The organism is Paenibacillus sp. PastF-3 (assembly GCF_029893135.1).
GTDB classification, from domain to species: domain Bacteria; phylum Bacillota; class Bacilli; order Paenibacillales; family Paenibacillaceae; genus Paenibacillus_AQ; species Paenibacillus_AQ nitricinens.
In genome coordinates, this window is sequence record NZ_JARXWM010000010.1 from 200308 (window position 1) to 219995 (window position 19688).

The 19688-nt window shown below is 44.8% G+C and carries 17 protein-coding genes and 1 pseudogene; 9 read left to right on the forward strand and 9 right to left on the reverse strand.

The window, feature by feature from the left end:
- Positions 1–58 precede the first annotated feature (58 nt).
- Entirely contained in the window at positions 59–250 is a 192-nt protein-coding gene (locus M2444_RS20475) for a YycC family protein (RefSeq protein WP_042130920.1), read from the forward strand.
- On the forward strand, positions 247–477 hold the full coding sequence (locus tag M2444_RS20480; RefSeq protein WP_042130921.1) for a hypothetical protein: 231 nt from the start codon (positions 247–249) through the stop codon (positions 475–477). Before M2444_RS20475 ends, M2444_RS20480 begins: the two co-directional genes overlap by 4 nt.
- 92 nt (positions 478–569) lie before the next feature.
- Here M2444_RS20480 and M2444_RS20485 read toward each other — a convergent pair whose 3' ends face one another.
- Positions 570–1280: a DUF2225 domain-containing protein gene (locus M2444_RS20485; RefSeq protein ID WP_094873295.1), complete on the reverse strand. Its 711-nt coding sequence runs from the start codon at positions 1278–1280 to the stop codon at positions 570–572.
- A gap of 36 nt (positions 1281–1316) precedes the next feature.
- On the reverse strand, positions 1317–1700 hold the full coding sequence (locus M2444_RS20490) for a globin domain-containing protein (RefSeq protein WP_280787901.1): 384 nt from the start codon (positions 1698–1700) through the stop codon (positions 1317–1319).
- Between the two features lie 412 nt (positions 1701–2112).
- Between M2444_RS20490 and ylbJ the strand changes: the two genes are divergently transcribed.
- The 4 genes from ylbJ (at position 2113) to M2444_RS20510 (ending at position 7054) form a co-directional block, all read left to right on the forward strand.
- Positions 2113–3375 carry a sporulation integral membrane protein YlbJ gene (gene ylbJ, locus M2444_RS20495; protein WP_280787902.1) on the forward strand — a complete coding sequence of 421 codons (1263 nt, stop codon included), beginning with the start codon at positions 2113–2115 and terminating at the stop codon, positions 3373–3375.
- A 76-nt stretch (positions 3376–3451) separates the two neighbouring features.
- A complete protein-coding gene (locus M2444_RS20500; protein WP_042191633.1) occupies positions 3452–4255 on the forward strand; it encodes an NAD kinase in 804 nt (267 codons plus the stop codon).
- Positions 4256–4412: 157 nt separating this feature from the next.
- A complete protein-coding gene (locus M2444_RS20505; RefSeq protein ID WP_179283728.1) occupies positions 4413–5594 on the forward strand; it encodes a copper amine oxidase N-terminal domain-containing protein in 1182 nt (393 codons plus the stop codon).
- A gap of 20 nt (positions 5595–5614) precedes the next feature.
- The gene (locus M2444_RS20510; RefSeq protein ID WP_094873290.1) at positions 5615–7054 is read left to right on the forward strand and encodes a S41 family peptidase; all 1440 of its coding nucleotides are present in this window, start codon (positions 5615–5617) and stop codon (positions 7052–7054) included.
- Between the two features lie 123 nt (positions 7055–7177).
- On the opposite strand, the gene M2444_RS20515 is transcribed toward M2444_RS20510, so the two are convergent.
- Both M2444_RS20515 and lipA read right to left on the reverse strand, forming a co-directional pair.
- On the reverse strand, positions 7178–7855 hold the full coding sequence (locus tag M2444_RS20515; protein WP_280787903.1) for a YutD family protein: 678 nt from the start codon (positions 7853–7855) through the stop codon (positions 7178–7180).
- A gap of 315 nt (positions 7856–8170) precedes the next feature.
- Positions 8171–9076: a lipoyl synthase gene (gene lipA / locus M2444_RS20520; protein WP_094874781.1), complete on the reverse strand. Its 906-nt coding sequence runs from the start codon at positions 9074–9076 to the stop codon at positions 8171–8173.
- Between the two features lie 294 nt (positions 9077–9370).
- Here lipA and M2444_RS20525 point away from each other — a divergent pair, with 294 nt between their 5' ends.
- Positions 9371–10429 carry a M23 family metallopeptidase gene (locus M2444_RS20525; protein ID WP_481857512.1) on the forward strand — a complete coding sequence of 353 codons (1059 nt, stop codon included), beginning with the start codon at positions 9371–9373 and terminating at the stop codon, positions 10427–10429.
- A gap of 46 nt (positions 10430–10475) precedes the next feature.
- On the opposite strand, the gene M2444_RS20530 is transcribed toward M2444_RS20525, so the two are convergent.
- Positions 10476–12176, reverse strand: a complete 1701-nt coding sequence (locus tag M2444_RS20530; RefSeq protein WP_280787905.1) for an alpha amylase N-terminal ig-like domain-containing protein — start codon at positions 12174–12176, stop codon at positions 10476–10478.
- A gap of 121 nt (positions 12177–12297) precedes the next feature.
- Between M2444_RS20530 and M2444_RS20535 the strand changes: the two genes are divergently transcribed.
- Positions 12298–13329 carry a LacI family DNA-binding transcriptional regulator gene (locus M2444_RS20535; RefSeq protein WP_094878967.1) on the forward strand — a complete coding sequence of 344 codons (1032 nt, stop codon included), beginning with the start codon at positions 12298–12300 and terminating at the stop codon, positions 13327–13329.
- 118 nt (positions 13330–13447) lie between these two features.
- On the opposite strand, the gene M2444_RS20540 is transcribed toward M2444_RS20535, so the two are convergent.
- The 4 genes from M2444_RS20540 to M2444_RS20555 form a co-directional block, all read right to left on the reverse strand.
- On the reverse strand, positions 13448–16495 hold the full coding sequence (locus M2444_RS20540; protein WP_280787906.1) for an alpha-amylase family glycosyl hydrolase: 3048 nt from the start codon (positions 16493–16495) through the stop codon (positions 13448–13450).
- Between the two features lie 263 nt (positions 16496–16758).
- On the reverse strand, positions 16759–17424 hold the full coding sequence (locus M2444_RS20545) for an alpha/beta hydrolase (protein WP_042191649.1): 666 nt from the start codon (positions 17422–17424) through the stop codon (positions 16759–16761).
- Positions 17425–17575: 151 nt separating this feature from the next.
- Positions 17576–18157: a hypothetical protein gene (locus tag M2444_RS20550; RefSeq protein ID WP_094874793.1), complete on the reverse strand. Its 582-nt coding sequence runs from the start codon at positions 18155–18157 to the stop codon at positions 17576–17578.
- 17 nt (positions 18158–18174) lie between these two features.
- Positions 18175–18711: a hypothetical protein gene (locus M2444_RS20555; RefSeq protein WP_280787907.1), complete on the reverse strand. Its 537-nt coding sequence runs from the start codon at positions 18709–18711 to the stop codon at positions 18175–18177.
- A 576-nt stretch (positions 18712–19287) separates the two neighbouring features.
- Between M2444_RS20555 and M2444_RS20560 the strand changes: the two are divergent.
- Positions 19288–19688, forward strand: a pseudogene (locus tag M2444_RS20560) (DUF6385 domain-containing protein); the annotation flags it as partial.

A 19688-nucleotide genomic window follows, 5' to 3' on the forward strand; every position in this document is an offset into this window, starting at 1 on the left:
TAAAGTGAATAACGATACCGGAACATTCATAGCCGATAAACTTTAGGAGGGCATCCATATGAAGCCACTACAAATTTCACCGGAAACAGCCATAACGTTATCCAAGCAACTAGGCGTTCCACTGGAACACTTGATGCATATGCCCCAACATATTTTACTGCAAAAAATAGCTGAGCTATCCAAAAAGCAGAATTCACCGCAAGCTGAGGATGGAAATGAAGAGTCTCCTTCTGGAAAGGATTCACAATGATTCCTTTTAGTCATACCTGGCCTTATGACATTATTTTAGGCGATATGTATGTGCAGTATTGCCCTTTCTGCAACTCGGAGAATGTTCTTCTCCCTATGAAGCCAAAAGAATTGCAAATCGTTCGTGACGGCAAGAAAAAACTACTTGTCTTCCCATGTTGCAGCGCCAGCCCTACAGTTGTAGATAACGACGGAGATTACCTCCTATTCGATCGGGCAGTTCGATAAAGAGAAGTTCATCTAAATCCCAATCTTACCATTTTTATAAAGCGCAGACGAGAGCATTACTCTCTTCTGCGCTTTTTGTTGTTTGTAAAGCTTTAAGAACCTGAAGGCAATCCATCGGCATCCATATCTACAGCTTCGCCGCGCATTTGCTCTCTTAGCACAACCCACTGCTCCCTGGCAGCTCGAATCATCGCAGCATCCATAATCTTCTGATCATTAATCAGGCGGGAGAACCACATTACAGCCACAGAGAACTCTCCAATGCGCCGGTTAAGTTCGCCGATAAGATACATGAGCCGGGCATCATTGCCAGCTATTCCGTCTTTTTCGTATACCTTCACATATTCAGCTAATGAATAGCGCAAAAAGCGTTGTTCCTGTTCCGTATTCCCTTGATACCGGTACAACCAGGCAATGTGATGAAGCAGACTTGCAATAATTCGATCCTTATCGTTAATACTTTGAGCACATAAAAGCGCCAGTTTATAGGTCTCGAGTGCAGTTTCCCAGCTTCGTTTATCCCCAAAGTCACGGCTCTTCCATCGTTTTCCTACCTGTTCATTAAATGCTTTTCGCTGCAGATCCGTCAGCTTGTCCGCTGAATTTTCTGTAGAGGCAAACCCACAACTTGGGCAGACACGTACAACATAATAATCCGGATTCTCGTTTTTGTAATATGCACAAAAATCAGCATCGCGGCGAATAGCCTTTTTTAGACTAGGGCGTACGCGAGAGGTTGAAAATTCATGTTCACAATTGCAACATTTGACCTTAATAGAATATAGGGGTATTAAGTCTGGCAAGTACTCTCATTCCTTTCAGGATCAACCTGTCCCTTATTATTCCTGGGGCATGTTAACAAAATGATGTGCGGGACCTGCAAGGCGGCTAAGCACGAAGGAACGCAGCGGCTCTTCTACGCCGGTCTCCACAAGCGCCTCTTTCATACACTGCAACCATTCTTCAGCACGTTCTGGAGTAATGGGAATATGAATATGCCTTGCTCTCATCATGGGATGTCCATGCAGTTCTGAATACAATGGGCCACCGCCAAAAAACTGTGTCAGGAATTGATACTGCTTCTCCAGAACAGGAGAAATGTCTTCAGGAAATAACGGACCCAGCTGCGGATGAAGCTGCACTTTGGCATAGAACACTTCCACCAATCGATGTAGCGCTTCAGCTCCTCCTAAGTTCTCATATATACTCTCATTTGGATTCATTGAGGTAACCAGCTCTCTTCCATATTAATGAAACGTTTCTTATTTTATTATACCAAAAAAAAGCACGGCTCGGATATCCGTCGAAAGTGCCCCTAAACGGCAGAAAAAAGACGCTAAACTATAGTTTAGCGCCTGGAGGTTATTGTCAGTAGGTCCGAAATTCTTCATCACCTGCAGGGACGAGAGAGACCCGGATCACATATACAAAAGCACAAACGAGAACTCCGGCTACCACGCTCATCGCCATCACTCCATCCCATTTATTCTTGTAACAGAGGGTGCATTTCTTATTTACATAATATCATATTCCGAGCGAAAAAGCACCGATTTATGTAACCGCTTCCTTTATTTTTTTTGTGCTGTTTGTCCTTCTTTTCGCATACATCTAACCATAGATCAGGAGGCGTTAATTATGACTTTTAAAAAGATTGGCGGCCCACTGCTGGGATTAATATTGGCGGGCTGTATGCTGCTGATGTTGCTTCATCCGGAGGCATCCCTTGGCGCAGCCTTACGAGGCCTGGCCATCTGGTGGGATGTGTTATTCCCCTCCCTATTTCCATTCTTCGTCATATCCGAAATCATGCTAGGCCTAGGGATCGTTCATCTCTTTGGTGCACTGCTAGATCCATTGATGCGCCCTCTTTTTGGTATACCGGGAAGCGGCGGGTTTGTCGCTGCGATGGGATATGTATCAGGATATCCTGTTGGCGCTAAATTAACCGCTAAGCTGCGGGAACAGAATCTGATTAGCAGAGTAGAGGGAGAACGATTAGTCGCTTTCACAACCTCCTCTGATCCAATCTTTCTGTTAGGCGCAGTGTCTGTAGGCTTTTTTCGAGACGCATCGTTGGGGCTCATCCTAGCCCTTGCTCACTATGGGAGCGGTTTGATTGTTGGCTTGCTAATGTCGTTCCATGGACGCAAAGAACAGAGATCCCCCTCCCAAGACCCATCCATAACTAGTTCTACTGCCCCCTCTGTTCCAGCCAAAAAAGGTTTTGGAAGAATCCATGCAGCACTTCTTGCCATGGAGGAGGCTCGGCGTAAAGATGGACGGAGCTTTGGGGAGCTCTTAAAGGGAGCAATCCAGTCCTCGCTAAAGCTTATTATTGTCGTAGGCGGTTTGGTTGTATTCTTCAATGTGCTAATGGAACTGCTGGCCCGTGCCGGTATCCTATCCTCCCTCTTTAACATGACAGGACATCTTGTGTCCCTTGTAGGTGGTCCTCCAGAACTAGCTCAGGCTCTCATTAGCGGATTCTTTGAGGTGACGATCGGTGCCCGTTCAGCAGGTGAAGCCGCAGCTTCCATCCCGCTTCAGTTTAAGGTAGCTGCTGCTGCCTTCATCCTCTCCTGGGGCGGATTATCTGTACATGCCCAGGTGGCAAGTATTCTGAACGGTACGGGACTTCGGTATCTGCCATTTTTGACTGCACGGCTAATTCACGCCATACTCGCATCAGGATTGGTCTTGCTGCTCTGGAAGCCTGTGATGAACTCAGGACTGTCTACCGCATGGATATCATTACCAGCCTCTACGGCCTTTACTCCTTCTGCCTCAGGGATCACGGCAAGCCTCGCCCTGGTGAGCCTATTATTAACAGCTGCAATTCTAGTCTCACTGCTTATCCCTGTATTCATTACAATGATTCGATGGATACGGCGAAGTTGATTAACATATTGTGTTCCGGGTCAAGATTGATTATGATCGGTGTATGACTGAATTATACAAAAGGAGCCTGTACATCTTGAGATATTATGTTCTGGACCGCGGTGATGAACTATCAATCAAACTTGCCGAGCAGTTTCACAAGCTGGCGGCGGAGCGGGACCTGCAACTGGATGCCGAGTCTCCCGAAATCGTCATCTCTATTGGCGGAGACGGCACAATGCTGCACGCTTTTCATACCTTTATCGATCAAATTCCCAATCTAGCCTTCGTAGGTGTGCACACAGGACACTTAGGCTTCTATGCGGACTGGCAAGCCGAAGAGCTTCCCACGTTAATCGACTACATGTGCGGAACCGAAGATTCTGAGCCTCAGAAACCTCGTATCGTGAAATATCCGTTACTTGAGCTGGAAATTCACAAGAAATCCGGTTCTTCGTCCCACATTGCCCTAAATGAATTCACCCTTAAAGGGGTAGATGGAACTATAATGATTCAAGTTGACATCAATGATGTTACCTTCGAAATGTTCCGGGGTGATGGACTTTGTATTTCTACTCCTTCTGGTAGCACGGCCTATAACAAAAGCCTTGGGGGAGCCATGGTTCACCCATCTATAGAAGCGCTGCAGATTGCCGAAATCGCCTCCATTAACAACCGTGTATTTCGAACAATGGGGTCGCCATTACTACTGCCGAAGCATCACCATTGCGATATTCTTTCATGTAAGGATCAGCGCTTACTACTCACGATAGATCATAATAATATCCCGGTAGATGATCTGATTTCAGTACGCTGCCAAGTATCGGACAAGAAGGTCAGTTTCGCCCGGTACCGTCCTTTTCCGTTCTGGAACCGTGTACGTGAAGCTTTTTTGGTTTAAGATTAACCTTCGATCCAACGATTTTCAGTGGCTGGAGATATCCATTTCTCCGGCTTTTTTGTGTGACAAAACTAACACCAACTGATAGACTGAGAGAGAAGCCAAATGGTATAATGAGGCTATTTTACAAAGAGTTACATAAAAGGAGAGAGTACTGTTGAAAAAATTTTTATCCCTCATTAGCATAAGTCTACTGGCCCTTATACTTGCAGTCCCGGCTTTTGCAGCTTCGAAACCCATTGATGTTTATATTAACGGAAGTAAGGTTTCCTTCACCGCTGGATCCCCATACTTAGCGAACAATTCTGTACTTGTACCTTTCCGGGTTGTCTTTGAGAAGCTTGGACTTCAAGTGCTCTGGGATGCTAAGACTGGAACAGTAACAGGTAAAGGCTCAAATCTTGCGATTACCCTCAAAATTGGCAGTAATCGTGCTACTGTTAATGGAACCGTTAAAAAACTAACCACTGCACCAGTTTCCTCTGCTGGCACTACATACATCCCTTTGCGTTTTATTGCTGAGGCAACCGGGGGTACGGCCGTCTGGAATTCCACCAATAGAAGTGTACAGATTACTACTCCTGTCTCCAAAGATAAGGACGAAGCAGCCATTACAGCATTAGTTCGTTTGGCTAATAAATATTTCAATGAAGAAAATGCGACTAGCTTCTATTCCCTTATGGAGGAATCCTCTGACGCAGCATCAGTGGCCGAGCTCAAGGAATCTTTTAAAGCTTTCGACATAAAGAATACGATTGATAGCTTGGAAATCCTCGACATAAAGGCTGACGAAGCCACTGTGTATACACTTGAAAGTTCTCGCAGAATAGGTGGGGCTTATACTCCTGATACAGAGAATGAATACGTATATACCCTGGTCCGCAAGAACGGAAGCTGGAAGATCTCATCCGTGGAATCCCAAAGTTCGACCATTCTCCTTACGCATGAACAAGGTATAAAACCAGCAGCCAACATCCCTCAAAACGATGCGGATGCCATCAAAGGTACTGTTAACAAGTATTATCAAGCAATGAACGAACAGAATCCTACAGCAGTTCTTTCCACGATGACTTCCTATGGAGAAGAATATGATTCCTCTCTTAAGGCAGATTTGGATGATTTCTTTGCTTCGTATGATATTACCTATACTCCAGGCATTTCAAATATTTATTATTACAGTGCCAAAGAAGCTGCTATATATGTAGAAAGCAAAGACAAGGAAGCTAGTGAAGAAGAGACTTATGAGCAAGGCCTTATCTATATTCTATCCAAGTCGGATGCCGGTATATGGACAATCGATGACACATATAACGTCTACAATAAACTTGTGAAATCCTAATAAAAAGGGTGTTTGATTCCATGAAATCAAAAAAAATAATAAGTGCACTGTTAACGAGCTGTCTAGCTTTATCTATTACATTTGCTCCACTGGCTTCCGCCGCAGATGCCGCTAAAGCTTCCACAGACAACAGTGATCTTATTAATGAAGTAATGAAGCTATTGGAGAACTATAACCTTTCAGATGTAGATAAAGATATTTTGATTCGCGGAGCAATTGACGGCATGGTGAACACATTGGATGATCCATACAGCCAATACTTCAATTCCGAGGAAGCGGCGCAATTTGAGCATGCGGTTGATCTCGAATACGTTGGAATCGGTGTTAAACTTCAATATACGCCGATAGAGCTCTACATCGAAGAAATCTCTCCAGGTTCTCCTGCTGAAAAGGCAGGCTTGAAACGCGGCGATACGATTCTCAAAATCAACGGAATACCTGTTGACGAAACGGATGATTCGGAACTGAGTGGAGCCGCGGGCACTAAGGTCACCCTGCTGATCCTCAGAAATGGGGTCACAAAATCTTATATTGTCACCCGAAATGAATTGAACTCGACTTCCGTTTTTGGAACCCTCATTGGTCCGAAGATTGCCTATATTTCACTAAGTGGTTTCACACAGAATTCTGATGAAGAATTCGCCGCTATGCTGAAGAAGATGCGTGCAGCGGGAATGAAATCCATGGTGCTTGATTTACGTGATAACTTGGGTGGCTACATGGATTCGGCATACAACATTGCCTCTAGTTTTATGGATAAAGGCATCATGATGTATACCTCTGATCAAAGTGGCGCGTTAACTCCTGTTACGATTACTAGTGGCAGCAAAATTGGTGTGCCCGTCGTAATTATAACCAACGAATACACTGCAAGTGCGTCGGAAGCTCTTACGGGGGCCCTGCGCGACAACAAGCTGGCTACTGTTGTAGGCACTCGTTCTTACGGCAAAGCGCGTATTCAAAGCCTACTTCCAGTGTCTAATGGCGACATGCTGAAATTGACCACGCAGAAATATCTAACACCTAAAAAAGAAGACTTTAATCACATCGGTCTCGCACCGGATATTGAGGTAAAGGGAAAAACTGCACAGCTGATTACCGCCCTGCAGATTGCTGGAATGAAGACTTTAGAAGTCACCGGAGATCATCATATCTTAAATATCAATGGCGTTCCTTTTGCTGGTAATGTTGGTCTTGTGAAACAGGGTGATAAAACTTATGCTTCATCGCTTGTGCTGGCTGCACTTGTCGAGGGCGAAATCACCTGGGATGCCAAGAACAAGAAGGTCATCGTAAAGAGCGGAACAGGCGCGTCCACCGGCTTTACGCTTTCCTCCAAAGAGGCGCTATCTCAGAATGGTGAGACCTACATTGAATTAAATGCCTTTAAGAAGAAGTTTCCGGCCCTCGTATGGAGTTACAATGCTACACAGAAGCAATTGAAATTATCTATAAAATAATCCATAAGAAAAGGCAACAATTCTCCGGAGATGGAGGTTTGCTGCCTTTTTTGTACCTGTCTATTCAAAAGAAAAAAGCTGTCTCATTCGTAGAAGGACTCTACTTATGGTCAGCTTTAATCATTAAGATTGTGGATTTTCTATGTTTTGTGTGTTTTGTGTGTTTTGTGTGTTTTCTGTGTTCTGTGTGTTTTGATTATTTTGAGGCTTTTGTGTATGTTGGGGCTTTTGGGATTGACCTTGGGGTGGTCTGCTTTGAAATTCCTTTTTGGATTTCTTCCCTTGCGAATCTTTCCCCCGGTGATTTCGGCTTTGATGTTCTCTCAAAGGTCGTTCCTTAGCAGAAGTCATTTCTTTAAATGCAGCAGATGAATTCGAGCCTTGCTTAGATGATGGTTCTTTAGAGGAAAGCTCCTTATCTATAGCCGCTCCATCATTATCTTCAGCTTCTAGCTCCGAATCTTCTTCCTCACTCGGCTCTGGTATTTCTTTGATCAGAATATCCTTGAACAAACCTTCTTGTGGTACCTCTTTTAACTTATGCAACACAAAATATGCGCAGCCAAAATTGCAATATTCATTAATATAATCGACCATACCAGAAATCGCTGTATCCCGATTCACCTTTGGGTGGTTGTCCCGATAAAAGCCTTTCAAACGCAGCTGACTGTAACCCCAGTCACCAATAATGTAGTCGTATCTTTCCAGCACCTCGCTATATCTTCCGCGAAACGCCTCCGGATTCCAACCATCCTTATGATCTAACATTAGTTCGTAGCCTTTTCCGCCTATAACGATCAAACCTTTTGTCGCCTGCCTTTCTGTGGGGAGGGTGCGTTGATTATACCGTCATTTCCGAGAAATATTGGGCTTTCGGTCGCTGTTGTTGATTAATTTCTTTTATTTGAACCGCATCAGCGGTTGAAATCAATCAACAGTGTATGCTTACTATGCTAGCTTTCCTTCGGAAAGCTTTCAGGCGAACGCTACCGCTCCTACAGCTCCAACATTTCTCTCCAATGACTCAAATCAACGATTTTTTATGTGTAACCTAGGGGTGGGAGACTCAGATCGCTTCGCTCCTTCAGCCCCCTGCTACCTTGAAAAATAAAAAAATTAACTAGAAGAAACCACGCGCTCCTCACGAGCTTGAGCGGCGGATTTCACCTGCTCATGCGCACGATAAGAGCTGCGAACAAGCGGGGCTGATTCCACATGGCTAAAGCCGCGCTTCAATCCCTCTTCCTTAAGCAGCGCAAATTCCTCTGGTGGATAATATTTCTCCACATTTAAATGCTTTGGAGAAGGCTGCAAGTATTGTCCTAAAGTCAATATATCACAATTTACGGCTCGTAAATCATCCATTGCTTGTAAAATCTCATCCCACTCTTCACCGACCCCAAGCATAATGCTTGATTTGGTAGGAATATCCGGTTTCATTTCCTTGGCTCTACGCAGAAGTTCCATTGAACGGCGATACTTCGCTTTAGCCCGTACACGGTCTGACATACGTTCCACCGTCTCGATATTATGGTTAAGAATGTCCGGATTACTGTTCATGACAATCTCCAGACTATTCCGTTCTCCCAGGAAATCTGGAATCAATACTTCAACACTACATAACGGAAGGCGTTTACGAATTGCCGCTACCGTCTCAGCAAAAATCTGGGCGCCACCATCCGCAAGATCATCACGGGCCACACTGGTCACCACGCAATGGCGAAGGTTCATTCCCTCTGCAGCTTCTGCTACACGTTCAGGCTCCTGCAGGTCCAGCTCTGTTGGCAGTCCTGTATTTACAGCGCAGAAACGGCATGCGCGAGTACATATATCTCCAAGAATCATAAAGGTAGCCGTTCGATTGGCCCAGCATTCATAAATATTCGGACACCTAGCTTCTTCACATACGGTATGTAAAGTTTTAGAACGCATCATGCTCTTGATTTCCTGATAGTTATCACCGGTAGTTAGCTTGATTCTAATCCAATCCGGCTTAGGCTGCTTTGCTGTTTTATTCGTCAAAATAATAAACCCCGCTTCCTCCTGAATGTGATGCTGCAGATGAAAGATGCTGCCTCATATTATAACATGTGCGCTTTACAATTGCCTGTTTTTGTGAAATATGCAGGGTCTGCCATCTTCGATTCCGGCGAAGAATTTACTGGTACCTTTAGACAAGAACGGATAAAAAGTAGCCTTTTGCTTCAATCTATAATAAAAGCTTCATCCGAAGTGCCTACATTCAATTCTACGCCCGGACAAAAGGAGGCTGTTATCTTGCTGGCCCTATTTAAGAATACTAATCACCGGAGAACTATGTTATGTCTGTCCGCGGCCGCTATCCTTTGGGGTGGTTTAGGCCTTCCCGTTCCAGCAGCTGCAGTACAGGCTACAGTCCAACCGGTGGAAAGCAGCGGCAATCCTGTTAATGCTAGCAAAGAATCCTTATGGTCTGCCCGTAGGGGAATTTATGATCAACTGAGCGCAGCCACTGGAATCCCTTGGTTTAGATTCGCAGCCATTGATCAATATGAACGCACCATCGCCAAAAAAGGGGCCTCAGACAAACCAGCCACTAACCGTCTTACTGGAATCATGATTCCAGCACCCGTATGGTCCGGTCCACTCAACCCGGATCAAAAGGATACTTCTCCTGAATCCATCACCTTCTTTAACGGCTTCGGCCGTGATGGCTCAGGAGATGGAATCGCCGATCCAGAGAATGATGCTGATGTTCTATATAGTATGGCTAGACACTTGCAGAAATATGGTGATTCAGCTAATGATTTTAGCATTGGCATTTGGGAGTATTATCACAATGGTCGTGCCTCTCAGCGCATAGCTCAGTTCGCCAAGCTATATGAACATTTTGGGCGGCTTGACCTATCAGGTAATGCTTTTCCACTTCCCTTAAGTAATTCTTATTCTTATCGTAGCACCTGGGGAACCGGCAGAAGCTGGGGTGGGGCACGTATCCACGAAGGAACTGACCTCTTTGCACCGCAAGGTATGCCGGTACGCAGTACCTGCATTGGCTTAGTGGAAACTAAAGGCTGGAACCGCTATGGGGGCTGGAGAATTGGAATTCGCGATATCGAGAACCGTTACCATTATTACGCCCACTTATCCGGGTATAACAAATCCATTTCACGTGGAGATATCGTCTCACCAGGTGAGATCATTGGCTGGGTCGGCAGCTCCGGTTACGGTAATCCAGGAACACAAGGGAAATTCCCGCCACATCTACATTTTGGCATCTATCGTGACCGAGGGATTACGGAATGGGCTTTTGACCCCTTCCCACTACTAAAACAATGGGAGAATCAGGAGTATAGAGACAGAAAGAACAAAAATAAAAAAAGTGCTACGAATTAAGAACAACAATAAGGCCCCTTTCTTCAGAGAGAGGCCTTATACCCTTTTAGTACAACATCAAGCAACCAAACGGTTCAATGCTCAATATAAGCTTGTTATTATTTTTAAAAGTAGCTCCTGACATTAAATCGGTTAGCAAATTCTTATCTGAACGATATGCATTAAGCTCAAGCTCGTACGCGTTCGGAGAATTATTGATAATTAAACCTATTTTCTCTTGACCCGTCCCCCGTATATAACCGAAGACATTACGGACTTCATCCGTGAACCAAGGACGTAACTTACCTTTTCGTAGAATATCACAGCTTTTTCTCAGGAAAATCAGCTCTTGATACCACTTCAGCAGCGCAGTATTTTGAGCTTGCTCTTGCCATACCATAGCTTTTCTACAGTGAGGGTCCGTAGCTCCTTCCATCCCAACCTCATCCCCATAATAGATCATCGGAATACCGATATAAGTCATCTGAAAAAAAACGGCCAACCTCATGCGCAGTATTGCCGTACTCTCACGGTCCCAGCCACGTCCCCCTTCCTTACATGCTGTAAGAAAACGCAGCGTATCATGACTGCCAATCAATTGAAACATCGCCGAATTGGCCTGGTCATTATACAACGCCTCCTGATGGAGTACTTGCTCCATAAAGCGATCTGGCCCTGTTGACTGCTCTGCAAAGAATTCCAGCACAGCATCCCGAAGCACATAATTCATGCCACCATCGAATTGATCCCCTCTAAGCCAAGGCCCAGAAGCGTGCATTATCTCTCCAATAAGTAGAATTTCAGGAAATTCAGACTTGAGCTCTTGCCGAAACCGGGACCAAAAATCCGGGTTGACCTCATTCGCTACATCAAGACGCCAGCCATCGATCGCAGTTTCACGAATCCAATACTTCGCAACCTCTATCATATATTTAGCCGTGTCAGGATGATCCATATTCAGCTTAGGCATATGCGCTTCAGCTTTAGCGAATGTTTCATAATTCGGGGCAGGCGTCTGTGTAATGGGAAAAGAACGAATAAAAAACCAATCTTTATATGGAGACTGTTCGCCCTTTTCCATTACATCTTTAAACGCAAAGAATTGATCTCCCGAATGATTAAACACGGCATCCAAAATGACCTTAATTCCATGACGATGTGCCTCACTGACTAGCGTCTTCAACCCATCTACATCGCCAAACGCAGGATCGATCTTATAATAATCGGAGGTGTTATATTTATGCTCAGAAGGAGACTCAAATACAGGCGTCATGTAAATAGTGTTCACACCAAGCTGCTGTAGATAAGGTATTTTGTCCGTAATGCCTTTTAGAGTTCCACCATTGTAGCTGCTAGGATAAATTTGATAGGTCACCGCATCCTGGCTCCATAAAGGTAACTTCATAGCCTCAGAATGGTGAATGTATGCATATTGAAAAGAACCTGCACGTTCCCGATTCTCCGACGCGCCCCTCTCTCCATACCAGACATATTGCCCCGCAGCATTCGCTACATGGAATAGATACCTGCTCCTTCTAGTGCTGGTCTGAATAATTGCTTCGTGAATCTCATAAATACCGGCCGACCCGATCCGCTCCATCTGCAAAGGAACTTCTTGCCCCGGAGAATCATAACGATCCGAGTGGATTACGGTACAGGATAATTGCTGTCCAGCTTGTGTAAATAATCTTAGCTTCAGGGTCCCTGTACCTACAGGATAGGCAAATGGATCTTCACTTGTATGATAGACAAACCATGATTGAGGCATAACTTATGGACTCCTTCTATACTTTTATCGTTCTATCTATCTGTTCATACATCATTAGAGAGACTGCTAAATTTGTGTTATTATGGTTACAAATACCGTTTTCAAGTTATGAGGGACGAAGATGAAAGTAACAATTTCTGATATTGCTAAAGCAGCCAATGTGGCTAAATCCACTGTATCTAAAGTACTAAATGATTCCCCAAAAATATCACAGGAAACGAAACAAAAGGTTCGAGAGATTATGAAGCAAATGAATTACACGCCAAGCAGTATCGCTACTGGGTTAGCTAGACAAAGCAGCTGCAATATTGGCTTACTGGTCGATATGTCTAAAGAAAGTGAGTTTCTGAACCAATTCTTTTACAACATTATTGGTGGAATCGAGAGCGTAATTGCACCTTTAAAATACGAGCTGACCATTTCCAATGTGCAACATAGCAGTCCAGAAGGCCATTTTCTAAATAGGCTTGTGTTTAGCAAACGTGTCGACGGTATTATTGCCAACAACTCCGTGCTGACTGAAGAACTTTCTGAAGAACTAAATCAACTGGAGTTTCCTTACATCTCCATTGGAGAGATTATGGCCCCCGGAAGTTGGGTTGATTTCGATAATGAAGCAGGCGGCAGCATGCTAACCGAGCATCTCATCGAACAAGGTTATTCAAAGATAGCCTTCATAGGCGGGCAGCAGCAGGAAAAAATTTATACACATCGCCTAAGTGGATACTTAAGCGCATTACAGCAGGCTGACCTTATCGTTCCTCAGCAATGGATCATTAACTGCAAGGCTGATGAACATGATAGCTATCATGCAGCACTTGAGCTTCTGCAGCGTGAAGAACGTCCAGACTCTGTAGTGTGTATGAACAGTTATGTAGCCTTTGGGGTACTTCAAGCCGCAAAAGCACTCGGAATTGATGTTCCATCAGAACTCGGCATCGCCGCTTTTGATGAATATCCGTTGTCTCGTTACACAACACCTCCTTTAACTTCGCTTAATATCGATACGTTCAAGCTGGGTGTATCTTCAGGGCAGCTACTGATGGAACGCATTCGTGGCAATGATGCGCCCCACAAACATTTGCTACTAGAGCCAGAACTAATTCCTCGTGAATCTACGATGAGAACTAAATTCTCTGGAGTAACTTCGTAATTGGACTACTCTGTATCTTCTGCAATGAAAATGCTTCATACTACTTACCAAGGAGCGGCCCCACACGGGGGCCGCTCCTTGTCATGTGAAAGGTATTATGATCCACTTGAGTAGCAACTCATAGATCTTTCCAACGCTGAACGGTCAGATTCACTGTTTGTGCGCCGCCTGCTGGTGTAAGCGTTCGATTGGAAATATCCGATCCGTTCGAGTTTACCTCCACATTAGTCCAAGCGCCCCGCGTAACTTTATATTGCACCGCTGTTCCTGCTGGTAAGCTCAGTGTGATGGAATATACCCCATCACTACCTTTAGTCAGTTGATAGACTGGATCCGCTGCATTCCAGCTGTTGAAGGTACCGGTGAGATACAGAGGTCCGCTCGCCGGAGTAGACGCTGGAACATTTACACGAAACGTCACACTGTCTGCTTGAGGTTCCCCTGCTCTAATACTTCCGTTCACCAGACTCCAGGTTCCAGCATCAAAATGGTAATTACTGCTGCCGTTGTTATCCCATGTACCACTGCCATTATTAAAGGCTGCGGTCAGTCCGGCAGCAGTGCCCAGCTGAATTGTAATCGACTTATATCCTGGGAAAGAAGAAGCTTGAAGCTGTTCACCAGGAGCCGTCGTCCAGACTGTCGCCCCATCCAGCTTGTAATGAATATAAGAGCTACTGTAAGCCGTATTCTTATAATAGATCGTTGCAGTGTTGCCAGTCGGTGTAGTCGTCGGTGTTGGGGTTACTGTTGGTGTCGGTATCGTTGTCGGTGTTACTGTTGGCGTTGGCGTTGGCGTTGGCGTTGGTGTTGGTGTTGGTGTTGGTGTTGGTGTTGGTGTTGGTGTTGGTGTTGGTGTTGGTGTTGGTGTTACTGTTGGTATTGGTGTTACTGTTGGCGTTGGTGTCGGTGTTACTGTTGGTGTTGGTGTTGGTGTTGGTGTCACTGGCCCACCCGATGTAATACTTCCTGTTGGCGTATAAGTCCAGGTTCCAGTACCGAATAGATAGTTGCTCCCCCCGTTACTGTCCCATGTGCCACTGCCGTTGTTAAAGCATGCTTCAAGCTGGCTGGCGGAGCCGATATTAATCGTTATTTTGTTGTATCCGGCTACATCAGATACAGGTATAGCCACACCCGGAGATGTCGTCCATGTACCTCCTACTGGGCGATAATGAATATAAGGCGAGGTATAACCTTGCTTATAGTAAATCGTGACACTGTTCCCTGCTGGTGTTGTAATAGACGCAATCGCACTAAGAAGAGATAGATTGCCTGCGGCATCAAATGCTTTTACCGTGTAGTTATAGGTAGTACTAGCGGATAAACCATTGTCCGTATAGGAAGTAGTCGCCGTTGTGCCTACCTTAACACCATTACGATAAACTTCATAACCAGTTACACCTACGTTGTCGGTAGATGCCGTCCAGCTGATCAAAGCGCTAGATGCATTCTGAACAGTTGCCGTTACATTGGTCGGAGTAGTTGGAGGAACTGTTTCTGAAGGTTGTTGTTGTTTTGCATAGATTTTGGCTGAATTTGCACCTACAGTTACAGTAATTTGCTTTCCAGTTACTCCGCCTGATTGTACAGTCACTGTATCTGCAGTATTCAGCTGATTATATAAAACTGTCCCTGCGGTCAAACTACTCTCGGCGCGCAGCGGGATGGTTACCGTTTGCGAACCACTAGATTGATTACTAAATACAGAAATAGCTTCTTGACCTTGATTAGTTCCAGTGTCGATACGACGTGAGAAGGCATATAAGTTCTGCGCAGCCCACATTTCACGTTGAGTACCTGTACGTAGTGCTGGGTTATTTTTACGAATCTCATTAAGTTTGGCTACGTGCTTGTAGGTGCTGGCATTTTCATTAAAATAGTTCTCAATTACGTTTCCGCTTGCATCCCGTTTCACCATAGACCAACGGTTCCAAGTATCAGCAATACCGCCTGTCATGATCTGACTGTTGCCGTTGCCTTTGTTCTGCTCTGTTCCTTGGAAGACCACTGGTGTTCCACGAACTGTAAAAATAAAGGTTAAAGCATTCTGCAGCTTATCAACGCTTCCCCCGGCTTCCGTTAGAAAACGGTTGCGGTCATGATTGTCGATAAAGGTAACCATGTGATTGGCATTCCCATTGTAGTAGGAATCCTGTGCCAAGGTGCTTTTGATATTGGACTCAAAAGACTGCCCATAAGCAAAGCTGTTAAGTACGGAGAAGAACATTGGGAAATCGAGCATGCCCCATTCCTTGTTGTTTCCGACCCAACGTGAGACAAATTCAACATTTCCGTCGAAATTCTCGCCAAATGTATTAACGCCCAGATAATTTTGTAGTTCACCGATATCTGTTGGCTTCATCAGCTTGGCAGCATCCACACGCGCACCGTCAGCGCCTGTATAATCAAACCAGCCTTTGATGGAATCGAATATCGCCTGCTTAGCCGCAGGAACATCGAAATCAATGTCATCTAGCCCGCCCAAATCATGATTCTCTAAGTAATCCTGCGCCCACTGATCATATCTTCCATCCGCCAGAGACCAGTTAATATCTCCATTATGGTGATACCATGCTGGATTATTGAACGGAGCCACTGGCTGCAATGATGGGATATCATAATAGGCTTGGGAACCTAGCATATAATCACCGACGTGGTTTGGCACAACGTCAATCACTACTTTGATGCCAAGTGCATGTGCGGAGTCCACAAGCTCCTTCAGCTTCTCCTTCGTTCCGAAGTATGGATTGGCAGCGTTAGGGTTCTTAACGTTGTATCCGTGATAGGCTGTATTTTTTCCGGAACCGTTGTTTTCCCGGTTAGTCATTTGTGGCTCAGCCACTGGGGAAATCCAAATCGCGGTATAGCCCATATTTTTAATATATGATAGCTTATCGATAATCCCCTGCCAGTCTCCGCCTTTCATATAACGGAAATCTTCCTCAGAGTTTTCTCCATAGCGAATTGCCGCACCCGTAGCATTGTTGGAAGTATCTCCATCATTAAATCGGTCAACCATAATCTGATAAATAGTGTCGTTCTCATTAATCGTGCCGATGCTTGCCGCTTCAGCTTTTTGCGGTGTTAAGACAAACAAATTAATCATGGTAGAAAGAAGAATAGATGTAATTAGAACGGGTACATACCATAACCTACGTTTCATTGCGTGCATCTCCCTCTCTTATTAAAGCGTATTCAAAACATTCTAAAACCTACTTCTTTGATTAAAAACCAAGCCCGCCCAGTGATGTCTCTAATGTTTTTAATATCTTTAACACAAAAAACAAATAATTTTAGGGAAACCGGTTTCCCTACTAAAAATTACCATGATTATGAATACGTTGTCAAGCTATAAAAAATAAAATCCCCAAGAAAAAGAGCCTCCTTATTAGGGGCTCTTTGGAGTTCATTATTCACCTTATATGCTTAGCTTCCTACACTCTGAATAAAATGCAATACTTCATTCATTATCCGGTCCTTATCTTCACAATGACAAACCATATGACCACTGTTATCCACCATTATCACTTGTTTTTGGGCTGTAGGAATCGTATGTTGCAGGAAGTCAGCGCTTCGAGTCTTCACCAGATGATCTCGCTTCCCCTGCACGATCAAGGTTGGAGTCTCAATATGAGGATAGATTGAAAAACTCTCCCGGACCAATCGTTGAAACTCTCTCGTCGCCCTTGGGGGCGTTGAAGTGAATTTATTAATATACGTTTTTAGCATGGAAAAGCTCCCAAGAGTCTTAAGAATCTCCACAGGATTCAGCGGAAATACGGGAGTGGACAATAAAGTAAGGGATTTGATCCAGGGTTTATACCGTACAGAAAGATGTGAAGCAATAAGGGCACCGGTAGAAAAGCCAATCAGATGAACACCTTCATCCGTCTTTAACAGCTCTGTCAATTCATCTTCAGCACTCTGTTGCCAATCATGTCGATCCGAATGCAATAAATCATTCCTGCTCCCCCCATGCCCTTTCAGGGTAAACGTTCTGGAACGGTAATTATGCTGCTCCATAAACTGGGACAAGGGAGAGATCTCATGCTCACCTCCGGTAAAGCCATGAATAAATAAACAACTTTCCATAATTGTCCCTCTTTTCACATACCAATCTGATATACAACTTTATTGTATAATGCCAATCCCCTTTATTTTCTATACATTCCATACTTTTATGTAAAACCTCAACCCAAGTGATGTTAAGGTTCAGCTCTGTGAATGGTTCGCAGCAAGAACGCTATTGCTCCCACCAAAGAAGACCCAACGCTGAGGTAATCGTTAAACCTACGGCGGAGCTGGATGAGGTTACGTTAGCACAAATAGCAGTCCCCGGCGGGACAATGATGCTGCCCGTAAAGTTCTGTGAGAATGCCCCCGGTGCCAATTGATAATTGAAAAGCGTCGTTCCCCCGCTAATGGCTGCTGTGGAAGACTGAACGGTCATCGCACTCGTCGCCGAGCTGCCCAAATTATTATTCGTTGGGGTTAATGTTGTAGGTGAAGTTACCGTCCCTCCTTTTACAATTGTAAAGCTACCCGACATTGCTGATAGTAGGGAAGAACCGCCAATACTGCCGCTTATACGTGAGATATACACAGTTTTTCCACTGCCTGAAGCATTACTAATCCGAATAGAAGCGATTGCGGAGATTAGACTAAGTACGACCAAACTAGACGCAGATGTGTTAGTTGAATATAAGACTGCAGCCTGCGAAGCGCTTATTTCAGGCGGTGCGCTAATATCTGGCGCTTGGAAGGTATTCACCATATCCACATAAAGAGGCTGATCGTTGTCATTAAATACAAATTGATTAGGCATATTTATCCCTCCTGCTTCTAATATTCCCACCAGCTGATAGACGTTGTTGCCGCCGAGGACCCCGATGCAATCGTAATGGAGGTAGTAATGGAATTTCCGGGGGGAACTACAATTTGCCCTGTAAAATCAACAATGATCGGACCGACCGCCAACAATAGAGATACTAGCGTGGCTGGACTTCCAGTAGGGGCTGCAGTTGAGGTTCTAGCCGTCATAACACTAGTTAACGCACTTCCAAAATTATAATTAATCGGTGTGACGGTAGTCCCGGCGACCGTAGCGTTCCGAAGTAATGATAAAGTAACAGCCGCCGTCGCTGAGCTGGCAGTCACACGGGATACATACAAGGTACGTCCGCTTCCTGCCGGATTACTAATCTGAATTACTAAGGGGGCAGTCGTCGTTACCGTAGAAGTAAAGGGGATTCCAAACAATAGCCCCGCCTTGGCTGCTCCCCCCTCAGGAGCTGAATCTATACCAGGTGCAACATACGTGTTAACTTGCTCTGTAAAAAGTGGCTGGCTGCTCTGATTGAATACTGAGTCGTTAGGCATGAGATATCCTCCCCGTACTTATGCTTCTTCTCATTTTATGCCGATCTCAGTAACAGGTTGTGGGAATGTGCGTAATTTTGCTTTTCCTGCCCAGTCACCCCCTTTTTCCCACCATATATTAATATCACACCATTCGAATGGCTAAGGATTGTCCCTATCGGTTTGCGGCTTATTGGACTGCGGTTTATTTAGGCTCAGGGCTCAAACGACGGTTTGGGCCTTTTCATGGATTGAGCACCAGAAATTCCGTAGGAAGTGAATGAAATCCGTATTGGCCTGGAGCTTAAAAAGCGCAGCAAGAGAAAACATAAAAAAGCGGAACTAAAACGATTCTCTCTTATTCAGTTAAGAATGAGGGAGCTCACTCTGTTAGTCTCCGCTTGAAGATCAGCCAGAATCGATTTGATTGTTTTATAGATTCAGAAGAGATTGTTGCTTTAAAAGAAATGAGAATGCTAGTGGACTCGAACCACCGCCTCCACGCTACATTCAACGGGTGTAGGCAAGATTGTGTATACGTCCAAGCCCAGTATTTAAGTATCACTTGATCATTTTATAAGGAAGGGACGAGGAACTTTGCCTAACTATAGCTCTTTTCAAGCGAATCCTGATAATCTACGAACACTTATATTTGGCCGGGATGCTACCCTGGTTGATCATCCGCTCACTACAGATCCCAGCGGAAATCTAACGACGATTATCCTAGATGGTACGATTTCCAGCGTGCTTGGCGCTACGATCACTGCGGGTACTTTGTCCTCAGCAGGTACAGTCACCAACATTCTTAACGGCACTATTACCAGCGTGCTTGGCGCTACGATCACTGCGGGTACTTTGTCCTCAGCAGGTACAGTCACCAACATTCTTAACGGCACCATTACTAGCGTGCTTGGCGCTACAATCACTGCGGGTACTTTGTCCTCAGCAGGTACAGTCACAAACATTCTTAACGGCACCATTACTAGCGTGCTTGGCGC